Genomic DNA, 20,300 nt, shown 5'->3' with positions numbered 1-20,300 from the left:
CGCTTGGCGGGAACCCATGGGTTCCTGCCTAATTCTCTTTGGGCAGCACATGCTCACCCACTCGCATCACTTTCATGATATTTGTTTGGCCTTCAACACCGGAGCGATCCCCCTTGGTGATGATTACCAGGTCGTTCTCACGAACCTCACCCCGGCGCAGCAGTTCGTCGATGACTTCTTCATTGACCTCGCCCATGTTGGTGCTGGCGACATCGAAGCTGACAGGGTAGACGCCACGGTAGAGCGTTACTTTTCTGCGGGTCTCCACATTCCGGGTCAAGGCATAAATCGGGATACCTGAACTGATTCTCGACATCCACTTGGTTGTGGAACCCGACTCAGTCAACGCGGCAATCGCCGTCACGCCGAGGTGGTTTGCAGTGTACATGGTCGCCATTGCAATGGCCTCATCCACGCGTCCAAAAACAGAGTCGATACGGTGTTGGGAGCGCCGCACGATCGCCTGCTTTTCAGCTTCGACACAGACACGATCCATTGCGGCAATGACCTTGTGAGGATATTTACCCACCGAAGTCTCGGCAGAGAGCATCACTGCATCCGTACCATCCAGCACGGCATTGGCCACATCAAAGACTTCGGCACGCGTCGGTATCGGGCTGTCGATCATCGACTGCATCATCTGGGTTGCTGTGATCACCACGCAGTTCATCTTGCGTGCTATTTTAATCAGGTTCTTCTGCACTGCGGGGAGTTCCGCATCACCAATCTCCACCCCCAGGTCACCGCGTGCAACCATGATGGCGTCAGACACCTCGATGATCTCCTCGATGCAGTCCAGCGCTTCTGCCCGTTCAATCTTGGCGATGATGCCGCCCTTGCCACCCGCCTCTTCCAGAAGCTTGCGCGCTTCGATGACATCATCCGCATTACGCACGAACGAAACTGCCAGATAGTCAGCATCGATCTCCGCAGCGAACTTGATATCAGCACGATCTTTTTCCGTCAACGCGGGAGCCGAGAGACCACCGCCCTGTTTATTGATGCCTTTGTTATTGGAGAGTTTGCCGCCGACAACAACCTTGCAGTGAATCTCATGGCCATCAACCTCGGAGATCCAGAAAACGAGCGCTCCATCGTCCAACAGCAAGGTATCGCCACGGGAGACATCATTGACAAGACCAGGATAGGTCAGGCCGACACGGGTTCCATCACCATCTGTGAGCGGACAGGTCGCATCGAGTATAAATTTGTCTTCCTCGTCCAGCACGATGTAATCGTTTTTAAACCGGCCGATACGAATCTTGGGGCCCTGCAGATCGCAGAGTACGCCGACCTGCCTGCCGCTCGCACGCGAGCGATCCCGAATCCTCTCAGCCCGATTTCGCTGAGAATCGTGAGGATCATGCGAGAGGTTGAGGCGAACGACATCCACCCCCGCACGAATGATCTTATCCATCATCTTAGGGTCGTCGGTTGCCGGCCCCAGGGTTGCAACAATCTTTGTTCGTCTTGGCATAACGCTCTTTAGCTAAGTGTCAGCGACAGGGTCACGATCGGGCTACAGCCCGATGGTGCTTGATTACCGCTTCAACTTTGTTATTCAGCTGCCCTTGCTTCAAGCATGGCAACCGCAGGCAGGGTCTTGCCTTCAAGGTACTCCAGAAAAGCACCGCCCGCAGTGGAGATGTAGGTGACCTTGTCGTAGATATCATATTTCTGGATAGCAGCAATCGTGTCGCCACCACCCGCCAAACTAAAGCAATCAGAATCGGCAATGGCCATGGCAACCGTCTTGGTACCTTCGCCGAACTGGTCGAACTCAAACACGCCTACTGGGCCGTTCCAGACAACAGTACCTGCCTTGGCGATAATATCAGCCAACTCCTTGGCGGAGTCAGGACCAATATCGAAAATCATGTCATCATCTTCCACATCACCGGCAGCCTTCAGAGTGGCCTCGGCCGTTTCACTGAACTCTTTACCACAAACCACATCTGTGGCGATCGGAATGCTGGCGCCGCGAGCCTGCATCTTCTCGACCAGCGCCTTGGCGGTGTCGACCAGACCGTCTTCGCACAAGGACTTGCCGACATTGTGGCCCATGGCCTTGAGGAAGGTGTTGGCGATACCACCACCGACCACCAGCTGATCAACCTTCTCGGAGAGGGCCTCCAGCACGGTTAACTTGGTGGAGACCTTGGAACCGCCGACGATGGCCACCATGGGGCGAGCCGGATTGGCCAGTGCCTTGGCCAGGTTGTCCAGTTCACTGGCCAGCAGCAGACCCGCACAAGCGGTGGGCGCGAACTTGCCGGCACCGTGTGTAGAGGCCTGTGCACGATGCGCGGTGCCGAAGGCGTCCATCACGAAGATGTCGCACAGGGCGGCGTACTTCTTGGCCAGCGCTTCGTTGTCTTTCTTTTCGCCCGCATTGAATCGCACATTCTCAAACAGCACGACTTCGCCGTCAGCAACCTCGGGAGTATTGTCCAGGTAGTCCTTCACCAGACGCACGTTGGTGCCCAGCTTGGCGGACATGTCCTCGGCGATGGGCTGCAGGGAGTTCTCTTCATCCACCTTGCCCTCTTCGGGGCGTCCACGATGGGACATGACCTGCACCTTGGCGCCTGCCTTGATGCAATGCTCAATAGTCGGCATAGAGGCGGTGATACGGGCATCGGAGGTGACCTTGCCGTCTTTGACGGGCACATTCAGGTCGGCGCGAATGAGGATACGCTTGCCTGCGAGATCGAGATCGGTGAGCTTGATGAAAGACATATTGGCACTCCGTAAGTTTGATTCAGAGAGATTTGGGAAGACGATAGCCTTGCCAAATGGCTCTGGGATTGAAGGGCTCAGGGCCGAGGGCCGAGGAAAACACACCTCGCCTTCCTCGGCCCTTGGCCCTGATTCCTTGGCCCTTATTTAGAGACGTGCTTAACGAAACGCAGCATGTTGCAGGTGTAGCCGTACTCGTTGTCGTACCAGGCGACCACCTTGACGAAGGTGCTATCCAGTGCAATACCAGCACCTGAATCGAAGATGGAAGATTGGCCACAACCACGGAAATCGGGGAGACAACTTTCTCATCGGTGTAACCCAGGGTCTCGCTCATCGGGCCGGACTCAGAGGCGGCCTTCATGGCGGCACAGATGTCGTCGTAAGAAGCTTCGCTGTCCAGCTCGACAGTCAGGTCGACAACGGACACGTCAGAGGTGGGTACGCGGAAAGCCATACCAGTCAGCTTGCCGTTCAGCTCAGGCAGTACAACACCCACAGCCTTGGCTGCGCCAGTGGAGGACGGGATGATGTTCTCCAGGATACCGCGACCACCGCGCCAGTCTTTCAGGGAAGGACCGTCAACAGTTTTCTGGGTTGCGGTTGCCGCATGAACGGTGGTCATCAGGCCACGCTTGATGCCCCACTTGTCGTGCAGAATCTTGGCAACGGGCGCCAGACAGTTGGTGGTGCAGGAAGCAGCAGAGGTGATGGCCTGGCCAGCGTATTCGTCGTGATTTACGCCGTGTACGAACATTGGGGTGCCGTCTTTGGAAGGCGCAGACATAACAACCTTCTTGGCACCGGCGTCGATGTGCTTCTGACAGGTCTCTTCGGTAAGGAAGAAGCCGGTGCACTCGATAACCAGATCGGCGCTGATGTCACCCCATGCCAGGTTTGCAGGATCGCGCTCAGCAGTCAGGCGGATGGTCTTGCCGTTAACCACCAGATTGCCGCCGTCTACAGCGATATCGCCGTCGAAGTTACCGTGAACTGAGTCGTACTTCAGCATGTATGCGAGGTAGTCAGCGTCCAGCAGGTCGTTGATACCGACAACTTCCATGTCACCAGCGAAATCCTTGGCAATAGCGCGGAAAGCCATGCGACCGATGCGGCCGAAACCGTTAATGCCTACTTTGATAGTCATGAGAAATACTCCGTAAGAACGTAAACTTTATAGATTGGGTCAACAGGGCGCCATCAGACGCCCTGTCATTGCAGAATCAGGCAGATACTTCGTCGATAGCGGCGGCAACGTTTGCCACGGTGAAGCCAAACTCTTCAAACAACTGGCCTGCAGGTGCAGATTCACCGAAACGATCGACACCGATCACCTTGCCGTTCAAACCGACGTATTTATACCAACCATCGGTGACAGCAGCCTCAACAGCCACGCGTGCGGTGCAGGCGGCGGGAAGCACAGACTCTTTGTAAGCGGCATCCTGAGCGTCGAAGACGTTGGTGCAAGGCATGGAGACCACGCGTACCTTCTTGCTGGACTCGGCTGCAGCCTTGACCGCCAGATCCACTTCAGAACCAGTGCTCACAACGATCACGTCAGGCGTTCCGTCACAGTCGACCAGCACGTAACCGCCCTTGGCGATGTCGGCAATCTGCGTTTCGCTGCGGTTCTGATGCTGCAGGTTCTGGCGAGAGAAGATCAGGCAGGAAGGACCGTCTTTCTTCTCTACCGCGCACTTCCAGGCCACTGCAGTCTCGACTGCATCACAGGGGCGCCAGACGCTCATGTTGGGGATCATACGCAGGGTCGGGATCTGCTCGACCGGCTGATGAGTCGGGCCATCCTCACCCAGACCGATAGAGTCATGGGTATAGACGAAGATCGACTGAATCTTCATCAGCGCCGCCATACGCAGCGCGTTACGGGCGTACTCGGAGAACATCAGGAAGGTGGCGCCGTAGGGGATAAAACCACTGTGCAGGGTGGCGCCGTTCATGATGGCGGACATGGCGAATTCACGTACACCGTAAGAGAGGTAGTTGCCGTCGGCATGACCTTCAGTGATCGCCTTACAACCAGACCAGAAGGTCAGATTGGAGGGGGACAGGTCGGCGGAACCACCAAGGAACTCAGGCAGCAACGGACCATAAGCGTTGAGGGTGTTATGAGAAGCCTTGCGGGTCGCAGGAGACTCGGCCTTGGCATTGACTTCGGCAATGAACTTGCTGGTTTCCCCTTCCCAGTTGGCGGGCAGATCGCCAGCCATGCGACGCTTGAACTCGGCTGCCAATTCAGGGTGCGCAGATTCATAGGCGGCAAACTTGTCATTCCATGCGGACTCGGCGGCAGCACCGGCATCCTTCGCGTCCCAACCGGCATAAATGTCTTCAGGAATCTCGAACGGACCGTGACTCCAGCCCAACTGCTCGCGGGTCAGTTTGATCTCATCATCACCCAGGGGGGCGCCGTGGCAGTCGTGGGTACCGGCCAGGTTCGGGGAACCGAAACCGATGGTGGTCTTGCAGCAGATCAGGGTTGGCTTATCAGAAACTGCCTTGGCGGCTTCGATTGCAGCATTCAGGGCATCTGCATCGTGACCGTCAACACCGGGAAGGACATGCCAGCCGTAAGCCTCGAAACGCTTGGGGGTATCATCGGTGAACCAACCCTCGACGTGTCCGTCGATGGAGATGCCATTGTCGTCCCAGAAGGCGACCAGCTTGCCCAGACCCAGGGTACCGGCCAGAGAGCAGGCTTCGTGGGAGATACCTTCCATCATGCAGCCGTCACCCATGAAAACATAGGTATTGTGGTCGACGATGTCGTGGCCGTCACGGTTGAACTGGGCTGCCAGGGTCTTCTCGGCCAGGGCCATGCCCACGCCGTTGGTGATGCCCTGACCCAGGGGACCGGTGGTGGTCTCGACGCCGGGTGCGTAGCCGTACTCGGGATGACCCGGCGTCCTGGCGTGCAGCTGACGGAAGCTCTTCAGATCATCCATACTGAGGTCGTAACCGGTCAGATGCAGCAGGGAGTAGATCAGCATGGAACCGTGGCCGTTGGATAGGATGAAACGGTCACGATCCGCCCAGTCCGGGTTAGCCGGATTGTGCTTCATGTGGCTGTTCCACAGGGCTTCAGCGATGTCGGCCATGCCCATGGGCGCGCCTGGGTGACCTGAATTGGCTTTCTGCACTGCATCCATGCTCAGGGCACGGATAGCATTGGCAAGTTCTCTGCGTGAGGACATTGACCCCTCTCCTATTTGAATGTACGAAATTTCGTCTGTTTCCACTTGGCGACCAGTAAAGGCTACGAGCCTGATAGTCAGCCACCCGGCCGGGAACACTGTCACCAGCCACTGTCGTTCACGTCGGTGTATGCCGAAAACTTCAACATATGAGGTTTCGGGCACCCCACCGCAGGGCAAAAGGTGAGCCATTCTCCCCTAAGCTAAAGCCATCGGCAATTTAGCTGCCTTTATAGGGGTAATAAGCTGGCTTGATGGGAAAATTTGAATATCCTGAAATTGTAATCATGTCGACCGGCTCAGGATTCGAGCCATTTTATTGAACAACCCATGCTCGGGATCTGATCTGCGGGACCAGCGCCGGTTTCGGACACCAGCTTCATCGCCTCAAAAAGATCACGCCGCACACCCTCCGGCGCAGCATCTTTCCGGCTCTCATCAAGACGCCCCCGATACTGCAGTTGCAGATCTGCGTTGTAACCGAAGAAATCCGGCGTGCAAACCGCACCGTAGGACTTGGCAATCTCCTGGCTCTCATCCCAGAGGTAGGGGAAGGGAAAATCGAACGTCTCAGCAACCCGCCGCATGTTTTCGAACGAGTCCTCCTCGTACTCCGCCGGATCATTGGACATGATGGCCACGCAATTGATGCCCAAGGCTTTCAGCTCTCTCGCATCCCGCACAATGCGATCCCTGATCGACTTAACATAGGGACAGTGATTGCAGATAAACATCACCAGCAGACCCTTCTCCCCATTGCAGGCGTCAAGTGTCCAAGTTTTACCGTCGACCCCCGGCAGATTAAAGTTCGGCGCAGACCTGCCGAAATCACATACTGGCGTTTGTAGAGAAACCACTATTGAAACCCTCAATAATTTGAATTGGAACACGGGTCGGCATTATGCAAAAACCCCAGCTGGGTGTAAAATCGCCGATCACTTTTTGACGGCATCTATTTCATAGAGAAAATCATGCCGGTATAAACGCATCTTCAACACCCTTAATCTATAAGGGATTACGGAAGGAACTTAGTGCAATGGCGAACGAATTCATATTTACTTCAGAATCTGTCTCAGAGGGACATCCTGACAAGGTGGCGGATCAGATCTCCGACGCCATGCTGGATGCGATCCTTGAACAGGATCCCAACCCTGAGCAGGCCCGGGTGGCCTGCGAAACCCTGATCAAGACCGGTGCGGTGATCGTCGCCGGTGAGATCACCACCGAGGCCTGGATCGACCTGGACGAACTGGTGCGAGGCGTGGTCTGTGACATCGGTTATACCAGCTCCGATGTGGGGTTTGACGGTTCTACCTGTGCCGTGATGTCGCTCATCGGCAAACAGTCCAACGATATCGCCCAGGGCATAGACCGCACCAGCCCTGAGCAGCAGGGCGCCGGCGACCAGGGCATGATGTTCGGTTACGCCACCAACGAGACCGACGTGCTGATGCCTGCCCCTATTACCTTTGCTCATCGGCTGATGCAGCGCCAGTCGGAGATTCGCAAGACCGGGGTATTGCCCTGGTTGCGCCCCGACGCCAAGAGCCAGGTCTCACTCCGCTATGAAGGCGGCAAGGTTACCGGTATCGATGCAGTGGTGCTCTCCACCCAGCACGATCCAGATATCGATCATGCCCATCTGCGCGAAGCGGTGATGGAGAATATCATCATGCCCGTGCTACCAGAGGAGTGGCTGACCAAATGTCCTCTGGAAAAGATCCATATCAATCCCACCGGCAGTTTCGTCATCGGCGGACCCGTGGGTGACTGCGGCCTGACAGGGCGCAAGATCATCGTTGACACATACGGCGGCATGGCCCGTCACGGCGGCGGAGCCTTTTCCGGTAAGGATCCGTCCAAGGTCGACCGATCCGCCACTTATGCCGGTCGTTATGTGGCAAAAAATATCGTCGCCGCCGGTCTTGCAGACCGCTGTGAGATCCAGGTCTCCTACGCCATCGGCGTGGCGGAACCCACCTCCGTCATGGTTGAGACCTTCGGGACCGGCAAGATCGCCGATGAGAAGATCGTTGAACTGGTGCGCAACCACTTCGATCTGCGCCCCTATGGCATACTCAAGATGCTGGATCTGCTCAACACCCAGCAGATCAAATACCGCAAGACCGCCGCCTACGGTCACTTTGGCCGTGAGGACGAAGGCTTCACTTGGGAAAAAACCGACAAGGCGGAAGCACTCAAGGCCGACGCAGGACTTTAAAACCAAGCATTTTTATTCCTCCCACTCCCCGAGGGGCGCTGCAGCGGAAACACTTCCGTCAGGCTCGGGAAGAGGGCAACTCAAAAAACGGCGCTCATTTGTCTCTCGGAGATTGATAAATGAACGCCGAATTTACTGACTACAAGGTCGCCGACATCTCTCTTGCCGACTACGGACGCAAAGAGATCGCTATCGCCGAAACCGAGATGCCGGGCCTGATGGCCCTGCGCGAAAAGTATGGTGAGGAGAAACCCCTCTCCGGCGCACGCATCACCGGCTCCCTGCACATGACCATCCAGACCGCAGTACTGATCGAAACCCTGGCCGTCCTTGGCGCTCAGGTTCGCTGGTGCTCCTGCAACATCTTCTCCACACAGGACCATGCTGCTGCCGCCATCGCCGCAGGCGGCATCCCTGTCTACGCCTGGAAAGGTGAAGCCCTGGAGGAGTACTGGTGGTGCACCGAGCAGGTAATCAACTGGCCCGGCGGCCAACAGCCCAACATGATCCTGGACGACGGCGGCGACGCCACCCTGCTGGTTCACAAAGGCGTTGAATACAGCGACGCGGGCGCAGTCCCGGAGCCAAAAGATGACGACCCGGAGGAGTGGCAGATTATCCTCGGCGTACTCAAGCGCAGTTTGGCGGAAGACAACAAGCGCTATCACAAGATGGCCGAATCCATCAAAGGCGTTACCGAAGAGACCACCACGGGGGTTCACCGCCTCTACGAAATGTTCAATGAGGGCAAACTGCTGTTTCCCGCCATGAACGTCAACGATTCGGTCACCAAGTCCAAGTTCGACAACCTCTATGGCTGCCGCGAATCCCTGGTGGACGGCATCAAGCGCGCCACCGATGTGATGATTGCGGGCAAGGTCGCCCTGGTCTGTGGATACGGCGACGTCGGCAAGGGTTCTGCCCAGTCCCTGCGTGGTTTGGGTGCCAATGTCTGGATTACCGAGATCGACCCGATCTGCGCCCTACAGGCGGCGATGGAGGGCTACCGTGTCGTCACCATCGAAGACGCCCTGCCGGTTGCTGACATCTATGTCACCACCACCGGCAACAAGGACATCATCACTTACGAGCACATGGCCGGCATGAAAGATCAGGCCATCGTCTGCAACATCGGTCACTTCGACAACGAGATCCAGGTGGAGAGGCTCAAGCAACATGAGTGGGTAAATGTGAAACCTCAGGTCGACCAGATCATCTTCCCCGATGGCCACCGCATCACCCTGCTGGCCGAGGGTCGCCTGGTTAACCTGGGCTGCGCCACTGGCCACCCGAGTTTCGTTATGTCCAACTCCTTCTCCAACCAGGTATTGGCACAGATCGAGTTTTTCACCAAGCCTGAGGACTACCCGGTGGGTGTCTACATTCTGCCGAAGATACTGGATGAAGAGGTTGCCCGACTGCATCTTGAAAAGATCGGGGTCAGGCTGACCACCCTGTCACAGGAGCAGGCCGACTACATCGGCGTACCGATGGATGGGCCCTACAAAGCTGATCACTATCGCTACTAATTCTGGTTTGTCAGGTTATCCTATGTAGGGTGCGCCTCGCGCACCATTGCAATTGCGAACGGAAAAACAGTGCCGTTTGGTGTGCACAGTGCACCCTACAGAGTATCTCGGTAAATCGTATTAAGCCAAGGACATTCCAATGACAACGAATCGATCCTTCAGTTTTGAACTCTTCCCTCCCAAAACGGAGAAGGGATTCGAAAACCTGAAGAGTGCCGTCAACCAGCTCAATGCACTGAATCCCGAGTTCTTTTCGGTCACCTACGGCGCGGGTGGCTCGACCCAAGAACGCACATTTGCCAGTGTCGACTGGCTGCGTGAACAGCAGATCGAAACCGCGCCTCACCTCTCCTGCATCGGCTCCAACCATGAGGAGATTTTGCAGATCCTCGATCACTACCATGGCCAGGAGATTCGACGCCTCGTGGCGCTCCGGGGCGACCTGCCCTCAGGGGCCGGACTCGGCAGCTTGGGTGAACTCAACTATGCCAATGAACTGGTTGAACTGATCAAAGAGAGGTATGGCGACCATTTCCACATTGAAGTGGCAGCCTATCCTGAGTTTCACCCACAGGCGAACAGCGTGCAAACCGACCTGAAAAACTTCAAGCGCAAGGTGGAAGCCGGTGCCGACGGCGCAATAACTCAATACTTCTATAACCCTGACGCCTATTTCCGCTTCGTTGAAGAGTGCAGCGACATGGGCATTAACATCCCAATCGTGCCCGGCATCATGCCGATCACCAACTACGTGCAGTTGGCGAGATTTTCAGATGCCTGCGGCGCGGAGATCCCCCGCTGGGTACGCAAACGCCTGGAAAGTTTTGGTGACGACTTGGAGAGCATCCGGGCATTCGGCGCCGAGGTGGTAACTGAACTCTGCCGACGACTGCTGGATGGCGGCGCACCGGGTCTTCATTTCTACACCATGAACCAGGCAGCACCAACGCTGAAAATCTGGAATAATCTTGGGTTGTGACTGGATCTGACTGGTGTCCGTCCTGAAACACTGTTTTCTACCACGAAGCACACGAAGAAAATATTGTTAATCAATCTCTCGTCTTAGTGCTCATCGTGTCCTTAGTGGTTAGATAGAGGTTTTCAGACGGATACTAATTACCCATGCTGTCGGGTTCAATACTGTATACCTGCAACGGTTGATATGCAGCTGCCAACCCGATTGAATATGAAAGATACGCTTAACCGTAGATACAGTCGAAACAGTGCAGGTTCATCGAAAATCTCTCGCCGCGTCCTCTGCCACAACCACTGTAGCAATCAACCCACAGCTATGATTTCTGTAACTTTTTGAGTGCCTTCAAGCCCTTTTTTCGTTGCAGGTAGATGATATCCAACGCCTTCTGAATGCGTTTACGCTCTTTCTCGTTCTTCTCTTTACCCAGTTTATCCTTGAGTGCGCGCTGCTGCTTCTTGAGCTTCTGCAGAACTTCTTTCATACAGTCCTTCCGCTTACACTGCTTTAGCTTATCAGCGTCAACGTACTCCTGAACTCTTTTTAGTAATTTTGGTATCTTCATGAGATTCCTCCAGCTATAGCGGGTTTTTATCCCGTTCTAGTACTTCAGCGATGTCTTCGTCATCCAGGGCGATCATACGTTCTACGTCTTTCATCGACTGCATACCCGTGGCAAAAAGAACCTCCCCCATCTGCACCAGATTCTTGGTCACATCATAAGCATAGGCAGCATCATTCATCAATGAGGTGGCCATATGCGGCGTAATGCTCTCCTCGCGAATAAGGGATTCAAGCGTACCGTTCACCGTCGTATCGTTCTCTTCCATCTCCACCTTTATGATGTCAAGAGAGAGGACACTGGTCGGATCGTCCCCCTCCTGTTGCACCACCCCCAAACGGCGCAACACCGAACCCAGATAGCTACGGATCCTGTTGTATTCAGCACGAATATGTTCGTTGTCCGAGACGATGTACTGGGACAGGTTCTTATGCATGTGCTTGGTATCTTTAATCGCCTCGACAATATCACGTCCGGCGGCACGCAGGGCAAAAAGTTCGTCCGCCTGATCCGGTTCCATGGTTGACTGTGCGCGGCTGGTGAAATTGACTATTTCGCTGTAGAGACCTTTGACGTTCTTCTCGTATTCGGCATCTATATCGATCGGCATAACTTCGGCGGATTCGGCAGCCACCTCATCCAGGTCTTTGTCCGAAAGTATGTCGTGCCGGTGCAGACTGAGTCCATGGGCAATAATCGCAAAGGCGTTATCGTAGAGATGCAGAGTCTCTTTCCGCACCGCTTCGATGGCAGTGTCGGGCAACTCGATGACCGAATCGTTCAAATACTTGGGCTCCGCCACAGATATCATCTTCTCCGGCATCCGCTGCATCAGGAAATTCACCAGTGTATTGATGAATGGAAGCATTGCCAGGATCCCGATAACATTGAAAATAGTGTGGAATACCGCAAGTTTCAGGGTGTAGTCATCAGCCCCAATACCAACGACACTGCTGACCCAATCCACCCCGTCCGCGATCTGATAGAGGAAGATGATGGCAATGATCGCAGTCACCATATTGAAAATGAGATGGGCGCCTGCCAGGCGCTTGCCCTGCACGTTCGAACTCATGGAACCGAGGATCGCCGTTATGGTCGTACCGATATTGGCGCCGATCGCCAGCGCGAGGGCGTTCTCATAGGTGATCTGCTGTGCCGCCAACGCTGTGATAATGATAACCAGGGTGGCGTGGCTTGACTGCATCACCACCGTGGCAAAGACGCCGATAAGGGTGAACAGGAGGATGCCGGGATACCCGGCCACCGCAAATGCCGTCAGATCGATGGTGTCACGGAAGGCCTCGAAGCCCTCCTTCATGTGATGGATACCGAGGAAGAGGAAGCCGAGTCCGGCCAGGATATAACCGAACCCTTTCAGATTTCTGGATTTCTGGAACACCATGATGATGCCGAATACCAGCATCGGCATGGCGTAGGCGGAGATCTTTACCTTCAAACCCAACCCGGCAATCAGCCAGGCACCCGTCGTGGTACCCAGATTGGCGCCGAAGATGATACCAATACCAGCCGCCAGACCGATCAGTCCTGCGCCCAGGAAAGAGATGGTGATGACCGATACCAGCGAACTGGATTGCATGATCGTGGTGCTGACGACACCAAAACTGATTGCCTTCCAGGTGCCGTCAGTGGTTTTGCGAAGCAGGCGTTCCAGCAGACCGCCTGTGAACGCCTTGAAACCCTCTTCAAGGAAAAGCATGCCAAACAGGAAGATGGAGACACCGGCGGCTATCTCTTTGAAATTGGGGCTGATCCAGAATCCATAAGCAAGCAGGAACAGAATGGTAGGTAGGACGATTTTCCGGATCATTCTGGCAATTTCCCCAAAAAATAAAAAAAAGGGCACCGCGCGCTTCCTCAGTGGAGGCGCTCCGAATGCATTTCGTAACAGACTTCTTTGCTAAGTGGGCAAGCAGCGCACGTCAGAAGATAGTTGCACTATCTCCGCTCCATTTGAGTGCGTTAGCTGGCGCTTGCAGAGGCTATATCCAAAAAGAACTTATTAGCCCATAGAAACTTAAGTATAATTGTTTTGGGCTATGTCATCAAACCGTAATAATACTGTAACAATGGCCTGGTTTTGATCCTCTCTGACCGAAAGACGCCCTTGACGGTCTCAATTTTCGATCGCGTTGATCAGCGGAATCAAATGCTCGACGGGGTAGTGAAACGGATAAACCCGGCCACCCACCTGTGCCATAACACCGACCCACTGGTCATTACTGGCATAGATCACATAGTGATTATCGATGTCACCCACATTTTCCCAGAGGGTGTCATCAACGGACATCGGCGTATGGCCGACAATGACCGGGGTATCTGGAGCCAGATCGAAATATTTGCGGAATTTCTTCACTTCCCTTCTAAAATACCCGGAGGGAGAGTTGGGGCGCCGAATACGATTCTGGGTCACTTCCCGGATCAATTTCGGATGTTGGCGAATATTGACCAATTCCTGACGCGAGGTGGAACGGGTAGGCGGCCCGGCATGGCAGGCGATGAAATTCTTTGAATAGGCGATATAGGGAAGCTGCTCATAGAAACGTGCCATCTCGTTCCTGTATGCCTTGCCCCTGATCTTTACCAACGCCTTTTCCCACAGCATCCCCTGCGGCACACCCTGCTTTCCGATCTCCTCAGAAAAACTGTCGTGATTACCCCGCAAATAGAACACCTGCCGTGGAAAACGCAGCTTCAATTTGAAGATCAGATCCATAATCAGTATTGAGCTCTCCATCCGCTCAAGTTTCCCGGTGTCTTCGCAATGCACGGCATCACCCAGGATCACCAAAGCGGCATTGCCCTTCTTCAGGGCCTTGAGAAAACCGCTCTGACTCAAAATTACCAGCAGATTATCCGCCTTGGTATGCAGATCACCGAGAAGAATCGGTGTCGTTCCAGGGGGGAGCTCAACCACCCCCCCAGGCTGCCCACTGTCATCCTCTACCCGGTACGCTTCCTTCTCCATCACCTTGTTGACTCGTCGTATCACCGACAGGGCATCATCAGCAGGCAGCATTTTGACAGGGCCACCGAAAATGGAACGGAGCCGTTTCAGCTTGGCCAGCCTCCATTTGTTGATACGGTGGAGCTGTTTATCCTTCAACAGGGGTGAGATGCATGCGTGATGTTTCGCATCTAAATTCTTGAATACCAAACTACCATTATCATTGACGATACTGAGGTGGCGCTCCGCAATATTCTGCGGAAGGTTGAGCAGGTCCTTTTGCGCTGCATTGCCTTTGCCCAGGATGATTTTCTTACCCTCATTGATTGGGATAAAACCGGACACTCCCTTGTAATAACTCTTGGGGTCAAAAATGATATAGCGTCCCGTCTGAAACCCCTTCTGCGAGTGATTCATCGGCCGCTCCGGGTAGATATGCAGGGTCTTTCCATCGGGGCCGATATTGAGCTGAATCGGATAATTCTCCATCTGCAGGCGAACCTTCTTGTCTTCCAGAAGGTAGGCCCTCTTGAGATCCAGTTCTTTGCATTGCGCCAACCCGGAAAAGCTCTCCTTAAGCCGTTTCATCAATCCCTTTTGCTGCTTGGAACTTTGTGTAGCCATCGGTTATTGCCCAGGATCAATGATTTGCAGGGGAGCACCGTCGCTCTCTTCTCTCAGATAGACATTGAGACCATGCTGGTGCAGATACAGGGCCGCCTGCCGGTATACCTGAATCTGGGTCTCTATGGTCTTTAATTCGAGTTCCACATCAACGTGATGCGTACCCCGCTTACTTCTCTCCAGCCTGCGCTCCAACAGAAGACCGGCAGGAGGCAACAAGAATTCAAACACATAACGCCGACGCCAGTTGACGGAGAAAAAATAGCGTTTTTCCGGCGGTATTCTTATACGCTCAAGATCAATCTCCGGCCTGGCATCAGCCTCAAGCCACGCCTTATCAAACACGGCCAGCGCCTGCTCAAACCCAACGAAGGGAAACCCGAGATGAATCTCACGCGGGCGCAGGGAGAGGCTTTGCGCAGCCCACCACTTGTTCTGGGAGAGATCGATGTAACCCTCCTCGGACCAGCCACCAAGCTTACGGATCAGGCTGCTCTTTCCCGCACCGGGCGGCCCGGTGATTAATAGCTGGCGAAAAGTGATATGCCCGGGGAAGGTGACACCCTTTATTATCTGTACGTCGTTGAGGGGAGCAATTTCAAACGGCATCGTTGTCGTCATGTTGGGGCAGTGGCCGGATACCGGCTGAAATTACTCACCGAAGAATAGCAAAAAGCAGAGCCCCTTATGAGGAGGCCCTGCCTTTGGCTGCATTTTTTAGCTGAAGATACCCTTGAACAGGAAGAAGAAGGCAGCTGCCAACAGGCCGCCTACGGGAAGGGTCACCAGCCAGGAGATAACGATATTGCCGATCACGCGCAGATCGATAGCCCCGACCCCACGCGCCAGCCCCACACCCATCACCGCGCCGACCGCAATCTGGGTGGTAGATACCGGCAAACCGGTCTTGGAGGCGAGCACAACGTGATCGCCAACGGCGCCATCGCGGTGACTGGCGGCAACATCGATCCGAACGGCACCACTTACACCAGCAACACGGGAGCATTGACCTTCACCGGCGCGGTGGATCTGGACAGCGGTGGCATCATCACCCTGACCTCCGGTGGCGGAGCGGGCGACGACATCACCATCACCGGCGCGGTGGAAGATGCCGACAGCGCCGACACCCTGGTGCTCCAGCAGTGGCGAGCCAGCGTGGTCTGCAAAATTGCTGTTGGCACTCTTAATGCCCGCCGACGCCCGGCAGTCAATGTCTGCCCCGCACAGTAGATCAGCCAACATATCGCCGACGGCGCCATCGTAATGACCAGCGGCGCAACATCGACTTCCCTATTGGTACCACCACCCGGCAGCACCAGACGTTGAGCCTTCACCGGCGCGATTGAGTCTGGACCAGCGGTGGCATCATCGCCTGGTATCACCTCCGGTACGGCGAGGCGGGGATGACATCACCATCACCGGCGCGGTGGAAGATGCCGACAGCGCCGACACCCTGGTGCTCAACGCCGGAGTGGCGGGTAGCCAACGGACACTGCGGGGGTGTAGTTGGTGAACCGTGAGTTGGCGGCTTTTACAGTAATCAATAGTGCCAGTATCATGCTGCCAACATTAGGGATTATCGGCGATCTTATAGTTAGTTCTGCTGGCGACATCACCGACAGTGGTGTACTGGACATTGGCGGCAGCGCCCAGTTCACGACCACATCGGCCAACGGCTCAGTGATCCTGGATCAGGCCAGCGACATCGACGGTGCCTTGATCGTGACCACCGACGGCACGGGCGCCACCAGCGTGACGAACCTGACCGATGCCATCGATCTTGGCGCGATTACCACCGGACAACTGACGATTGGTGCAGCGGGCGCCATCACCGACAGTGGTGTACTGGATATCGGCGGCGATGCCCGGTTCACTACCACAGCGGCCAACGGCTCGGTAACCCTGGATCAGGCCAGCGACATCGACGGTGCCTTGATCGTGACCACCGACGGTACGGGCGCCACCAGCGTGACGAACCTGACCGATGCCATCGATCTTGGCGCGATTACCACCGGACAACTGACGATTGGTGCAGCGGGCGCCATCACCGACAGTGGCGTACTGGACATCGGCGGCGATGCCCAGTTCACTACCACCGCGGCCAATGGCTCGGTGATCCTGGATCAGGCCAGCGACATCGATGGGGCCTTGATCGTGACCACCGACGGCACGGGCGCCACCAGCGTGACGAACCTGACCGATGCCATTGATCTTGGCGCAATCACTACCGCACAACTGACGATTGGTGCAGCGGGCGCCATCACCGACAGTGGCGTACTGGTCATTGGCGGCAACGCCCGGTTCACCACCACGGCGGCCAACGGCTCGGTAACCCTGGATCAGGCCAGCGACATCGACGGGGCCTTGATCGTGACCACCGACGGCACGGGCGCCACCAGCGTGACGAACCTGACCGATGCCATTGATCTTGGCGCAATCACCACCGCACAACTGACGATTGGTGCAGCGGGCGCCATCACCGACAGCGGCGTACTGGATATCGGCGGCGATGCCCAGTTCACTACCACGGCAGCCAACGGCTCGGTAACCCTGGATCAGGCCAGCGACATCGACGGTGCCTTGATCGTGACCACCGACGGCACGGGTACCACCAGCGTCACCAACCTGACCGATGCCATCGATCTGGGCACAATCAACACCGCACAGCTGGCAATTGGGGCCGCCGGAACGATCACAGACAGTGGCGTGCTGGATATCGGTGGCGACGCCCAGTTCACCACCACAGCAGCCAACGGCTCGGTGACCCTGGATCAGGCCAGCGATTTCGATGGGGCCTTGATCGTGAACACCGACGGCACGGGTACCACCAGCGTGACGAACCTGACTGGGCCTATTGATCTAGGCGCGATAACCACTGCGCAACTGACGGTTGGTGCAGCGGGTGCCATTACTGACAGCGGCACCCTGTCAGTGAACGGCATCGCCTCGTTTATCACACGGAACGATACTGCTGCCGACATCATGCTGAATGATGCCAACTCCCAGTTTGGTTCCCTGGTGGTACGGACCTTGAATGAGGGGGGTACAGCGGCAGTCGGGGGTACGATCGATGTGACAGAATCAGGGGTGATGAATATAACCCAGGTTGAGACTTTGGGCATGGCAGCCCTGTCTGCAGGAACGATCATTGGCAGCGGCAATTTCACGGTGGCCAATCTGAATCTGAATGCGATAAGTGGTGGAGTTGTGCTCCCAGAGCTGTCACTGGTTAATCTTAATGTCACGGCAGCGGGTCCCATCACCCAGAGTGGAGTACTGACCATTGATGGAACCAGTAACTTCACAACTGGTGAAAATATCATAACCCTCAGCAATGGGCTCAACGACTTCAAAGGCACTGTCAGTGTAAGCAATAGTGGTAACAATGCTGTAACTGTCAGAGACAAAGATACCCTCGATATTGGTGATATAGTTGCGGGCGGCGACACAATAATGTGGGCAGACTCCATCCTTCAGACCGGAGATATCACTTCAGCAAATGGATTTGTCAAAGTGTTTGCAGATACCGGCACCCTGACGATGAACGCCGGCACCCATACCACTGCGACCTCTGGCCATCAGATTGTTTATACCGGTCACGACGACGTCACCATCTCTCAACTGGAAACTGCTGCAGCGGAGATAAATGTAACTTCTGAATTCGGTGACATCAAGGCGACCAACGAAAACGTGAATATCATGGGAATCGGCGTGACAGCCAATATTTATGCATTGGGTTTCGTTGGTTCCATCGGTACGGGTACCCAACCGATGCGCTTCCAACAGCCGGATGTGGGCACCATGAATTTTGCCTTTAACAGCAATGCATTCATCAGTGGACAGGGGGCTAAGGTCATTACTGAGACAGTGAATTCCATTATGGGCAAACCAGAATACGAGAGAAGCACAGGGATGACTGCAGAACGTTCCTCCATCGGGGGTACAGTTACCGATCTGTCAGCGGTGCAAAGCCTGCTTGCTGGACAGGTTCAGGCCGCATCCCAGGATCAGTTTGAAAATGTTGATGCAGCCCTTCTGAAATCTCAGATCAAGATCCACAATGTCATTGGGGTTGGGCTCAAGATGCCCGGCATTCTGGATGAAGAAGAGGGCGAGGATTTTAGTGGCAATGAACTCACCATGGGTGGTGGGTGGCTTAATCTGAAATACGAACTGCCGAAAAATTGGATGAGTCACGTTAGAGTCTTCCCAAAGATTCTTTGTGCGCCAGATGAGTCGATAGGCGATGTTGGGAGAATGCGGTAGGTGTTGTCCAGGTCGATGAGAAGTCCGGCTTGAGCCGGACCTGCAAGAAATAAAAAAGGATAATCAAGTGTCGGAAAATCCCATCTTTTATCAATCCGTGATGCCCGTCAGTGAACAGCGCCATGCGGGCTTCTTTGTGCAACAGAGCAACGACTGCTCTTTTTCCAAAGCCACTAATGCCGTGTTCCTGTCGGTGGTTGAGTTCGCCAAGGCATCCCACTACTATCCCATTGTTTTTTCAGGTGATGATAATTCACTTTCACCCGTTGCGCTGCTGGGGTTTGAAAAAGAACAGAACCTTTTCATCAAGGGGCGTTCGACCTGGGATGCCGATTATCTGCCGGCCTATGTACGGCGTTATCCATTTATCCTTGCGAATACCGGCAGCGAGTTTACTGTCTGTATCGACGAAGCTTACGAAGGTGTAAATCAGGATGGCCGGGGAGAACGGCTGTTCGAGGAGGATGGCAGTCAGAGTGTCTACCTGCAGCGGATGGTGGGTTTTCTGCAGCAGTATCAGGTGGAGTCTCAACGTTCGCAGACCTTTTCAAACCATCTGAAGGAATTGGATCTGCTGGAACCGATGCATGCCAATGTGGAGTTGAACAGCGGCGTCAAGATGTCACTGACAGGGTTCTATACGGTCAACCGTGATCGGCTAAAAAATCTCGATGCAGAGGTGATCGGAAAGTTGGCTAAAAATAATGAGTTGGAGTGGATCTATACCCATCTCGCATCACTGGATAATTTCAACAGTCTGATGGAGCGGTTTGCGGCGACTGATGCAGATGCTTGAACGGGGGTGGTTCGATAGAATACAGGTCCATATCAGCCTGGATTATCCGGCTAAAGCCGGGCCTGCTCACTTGGGTAGAGCGAGCGTCTGCCCCCCTTTAACGTAGCACGCCCAGGTTTGTGCAAGGGACTACCCTGACTCCAAATAATTCCACCCCTGGCCCTGTGGTATCCGGTACTTGTAGATGTTTTTCATTGGTATCTTCGTCAAGAATGCAACTTCCACTCCCGCTTGCCCCGGTATGGCCAGTCCGATGATATTTGCATTTGACAAGGAAGGGGTATCGAGAACGAGTTTGGGGTTGATCCCTCTGACGTCCTTGAGCGAACCTGTCGACACGTTCCCGGCTTTGTCGATCAAGTACAACGTCTTGAACTTCATGGCATAGATGTACCCGCTAGCATAGCCTCCGC

15 protein-coding genes, 2 pseudogenes and 1 riboswitch are annotated in these 20,300 nt (G+C 54.9%); of the genes and pseudogenes, 6 read left to right on the top strand and 11 right to left on the bottom strand.

The features are described 5' to 3' along the window. Nucleotides 1-28: 28 nt before the first annotated feature. From pyk to G9Q73_RS15290, 5 genes and pseudogenes are all read right to left on the bottom strand, one after another. Nucleotides 29-1,477: a pyruvate kinase gene (gene pyk, locus G9Q73_RS15310; protein WP_177420546.1), complete on the bottom strand. Its 1,449-nt coding sequence runs from the start codon at nucleotides 1,475-1,477 to the stop codon at nucleotides 29-31. An 80-nt stretch (nucleotides 1,478-1,557) separates the two neighbouring features. Continuing rightward, nucleotides 1,558-2,739 carry a phosphoglycerate kinase gene (locus G9Q73_RS15305; RefSeq protein ID WP_177420545.1) on the bottom strand — a complete coding sequence of 394 codons (1,182 nt, stop codon included), beginning with the start codon at nucleotides 2,737-2,739 and terminating at the stop codon, nucleotides 1,558-1,560. Between the two features lie 143 nt (nucleotides 2,740-2,882). Next, nucleotides 2,883-3,886: pseudogene (gene gap, locus G9Q73_RS15300) on the bottom strand (type I glyceraldehyde-3-phosphate dehydrogenase). Between the two features lie 76 nt (nucleotides 3,887-3,962). Then, nucleotides 3,963-5,951 (bottom strand): transketolase, encoded by a 1,989-nt coding sequence (tkt, locus tag G9Q73_RS15295; RefSeq protein ID WP_177420544.1) that lies wholly within the window; start codon nucleotides 5,949-5,951, stop codon nucleotides 3,963-3,965. Nucleotides 5,952-6,250: 299 nt separating this feature from the next. Continuing rightward, nucleotides 6,251-6,808, bottom strand: coding sequence for a thioredoxin family protein (locus tag G9Q73_RS15290; protein ID WP_177420543.1), 558 nt, complete (start codon nucleotides 6,806-6,808; stop codon nucleotides 6,251-6,253). Between the two features lie 179 nt (nucleotides 6,809-6,987). On the opposite strand from G9Q73_RS15290, the gene metK reads away from it, so the two are divergent. From metK to metF, 3 genes are all read left to right on the top strand, one after another. Then, nucleotides 6,988-8,172 carry a methionine adenosyltransferase gene (gene metK, locus G9Q73_RS15285; protein WP_177420542.1) on the top strand — a complete coding sequence of 395 codons (1,185 nt, stop codon included), beginning with the start codon at nucleotides 6,988-6,990 and terminating at the stop codon, nucleotides 8,170-8,172. Between the two features lie 24 nt (nucleotides 8,173-8,196). Beyond that, nucleotides 8,197-8,275, top strand: a riboswitch (S-adenosyl-L-homocysteine riboswitch). Between the two features lie 16 nt (nucleotides 8,276-8,291). After that, complete coding sequence (gene ahcY / locus G9Q73_RS15280; protein WP_177420541.1) at nucleotides 8,292-9,701, top strand: adenosylhomocysteinase; 1,410 nt, start codon at nucleotides 8,292-8,294, stop codon at nucleotides 9,699-9,701. 139 nt (nucleotides 9,702-9,840) lie between these two features. Next, on the top strand, nucleotides 9,841-10,680 hold the full coding sequence (gene metF, locus G9Q73_RS15275) for a methylenetetrahydrofolate reductase [NAD(P)H] (RefSeq protein ID WP_177420540.1): 840 nt from the start codon (nucleotides 9,841-9,843) through the stop codon (nucleotides 10,678-10,680). Between the two features lie 310 nt (nucleotides 10,681-10,990). Here the strand turns inward: metF and G9Q73_RS15270 are convergent, their stop codons facing one another. The 5 genes and pseudogenes from G9Q73_RS15270 to G9Q73_RS15250 form a co-directional block, all read right to left on the bottom strand. Continuing rightward, complete coding sequence (locus G9Q73_RS15270; protein WP_177420539.1) at nucleotides 10,991-11,158, bottom strand: hypothetical protein; 168 nt, start codon at nucleotides 11,156-11,158, stop codon at nucleotides 10,991-10,993. 94 nt (nucleotides 11,159-11,252) lie between these two features. After that, on the bottom strand, nucleotides 11,253-13,064 hold the full coding sequence (locus G9Q73_RS15265; protein WP_177420538.1) for a Na/Pi cotransporter family protein: 1,812 nt from the start codon (nucleotides 13,062-13,064) through the stop codon (nucleotides 11,253-11,255). A 306-nt stretch (nucleotides 13,065-13,370) separates the two neighbouring features. Continuing rightward, entirely contained in the window at nucleotides 13,371-14,825 is a 1,455-nt protein-coding gene (locus G9Q73_RS15260; RefSeq protein ID WP_177420537.1) for a metallophosphoesterase, read from the bottom strand. Nucleotides 14,826-14,828: 3 nt separating this feature from the next. Continuing rightward, nucleotides 14,829-15,434: a serine/threonine protein phosphatase gene (locus G9Q73_RS15255; protein ID WP_177420536.1), complete on the bottom strand. Its 606-nt coding sequence runs from the start codon at nucleotides 15,432-15,434 to the stop codon at nucleotides 14,829-14,831. Nucleotides 15,435-15,542: 108 nt separating this feature from the next. After that, nucleotides 15,543-15,749: pseudogene (locus G9Q73_RS15250) on the bottom strand (inorganic phosphate transporter); the annotation flags it as partial. 418 nt (nucleotides 15,750-16,167) lie between these two features. Here G9Q73_RS15250 and G9Q73_RS15245 point away from each other — a divergent pair. The 3 genes from G9Q73_RS15245 (at nucleotide 16,168) to G9Q73_RS15235 (ending at nucleotide 19,887) form a co-directional block, all read left to right on the top strand. After that, a complete protein-coding gene (locus tag G9Q73_RS15245) occupies nucleotides 16,168-16,338 on the top strand; it encodes a hypothetical protein (RefSeq protein WP_177420535.1) in 171 nt (56 codons plus the stop codon). Then, nucleotides 16,335-19,091 carry a beta strand repeat-containing protein gene (locus G9Q73_RS15240; protein WP_218649971.1) on the top strand — a complete coding sequence of 919 codons (2,757 nt, stop codon included), beginning with the start codon at nucleotides 16,335-16,337 and terminating at the stop codon, nucleotides 19,089-19,091. Before G9Q73_RS15245 ends, G9Q73_RS15240 begins: the two co-directional genes overlap by 4 nt. A 67-nt stretch (nucleotides 19,092-19,158) precedes the next feature. Then, nucleotides 19,159-19,887, top strand: a complete 729-nt coding sequence (locus G9Q73_RS15235; protein ID WP_177420533.1) for a SapC family protein — start codon at nucleotides 19,159-19,161, stop codon at nucleotides 19,885-19,887. 129 nt (nucleotides 19,888-20,016) lie between these two features. Here the strand turns inward: G9Q73_RS15235 and G9Q73_RS15230 are convergent. Then, a partial coding sequence (locus tag G9Q73_RS15230; RefSeq protein ID WP_218649970.1) for a hypothetical protein occupies nucleotides 20,017-20,300 on the bottom strand: 284 nt, incomplete at its 5' end.

It is taken from the genome of endosymbiont of Lamellibrachia barhami (genome assembly GCF_011947365.2).
GTDB lineage: Bacteria > Pseudomonadota > Gammaproteobacteria > Chromatiales > Chromatiaceae > QGON01.
The sequence above is the reverse complement of the archived record's forward strand: the minus strand, read 5'-3'. Positions and strand labels throughout refer to the sequence as shown.

Excerpts from the sequence above, each read along its gene's own strand:
- tkt (WP_177420544.1), bottom strand. The coding sequence starts at position 5,951 with ATGTCCTCACGCAGAGAACTTGCCAATGCTATCCGTGCCCTGAGCATG.
- G9Q73_RS15255 (WP_177420536.1), bottom strand. The coding sequence starts at position 15,434 with ATGCCGTTTGAAATTGCTCCCCTCAACGACGTACAGATAATAAAGGGT.
- G9Q73_RS15265 (WP_177420538.1), bottom strand. The coding sequence starts at position 13,064 with ATGATCCGGAAAATCGTCCTACCTACCATTCTGTTCCTGCTTGCTTAT.
- G9Q73_RS15305 (WP_177420545.1), bottom strand. The coding sequence starts at position 2,739 with ATGTCTTTCATCAAGCTCACCGATCTCGATCTCGCAGGCAAGCGTATC.
- metF (WP_177420540.1), top strand. The coding sequence starts at position 9,841 with ATGACAACGAATCGATCCTTCAGTTTTGAACTCTTCCCTCCCAAAACG.
- ahcY (WP_177420541.1), top strand. The coding sequence starts at position 8,292 with ATGAACGCCGAATTTACTGACTACAAGGTCGCCGACATCTCTCTTGCC.
- pyk (WP_177420546.1), bottom strand. The coding sequence starts at position 1,477 with ATGCCAAGACGAACAAAGATTGTTGCAACCCTGGGGCCGGCAACCGAC.
- G9Q73_RS15260 (WP_177420537.1), bottom strand. The coding sequence starts at position 14,825 with ATGGCTACACAAAGTTCCAAGCAGCAAAAGGGATTGATGAAACGGCTT.
- G9Q73_RS15270 (WP_177420539.1), bottom strand. The coding sequence starts at position 11,158 with ATGAAAGAAGTTCTGCAGAAGCTCAAGAAGCAGCAGCGCGCACTCAAG.
- metK (WP_177420542.1), top strand. The coding sequence starts at position 6,988 with ATGGCGAACGAATTCATATTTACTTCAGAATCTGTCTCAGAGGGACAT.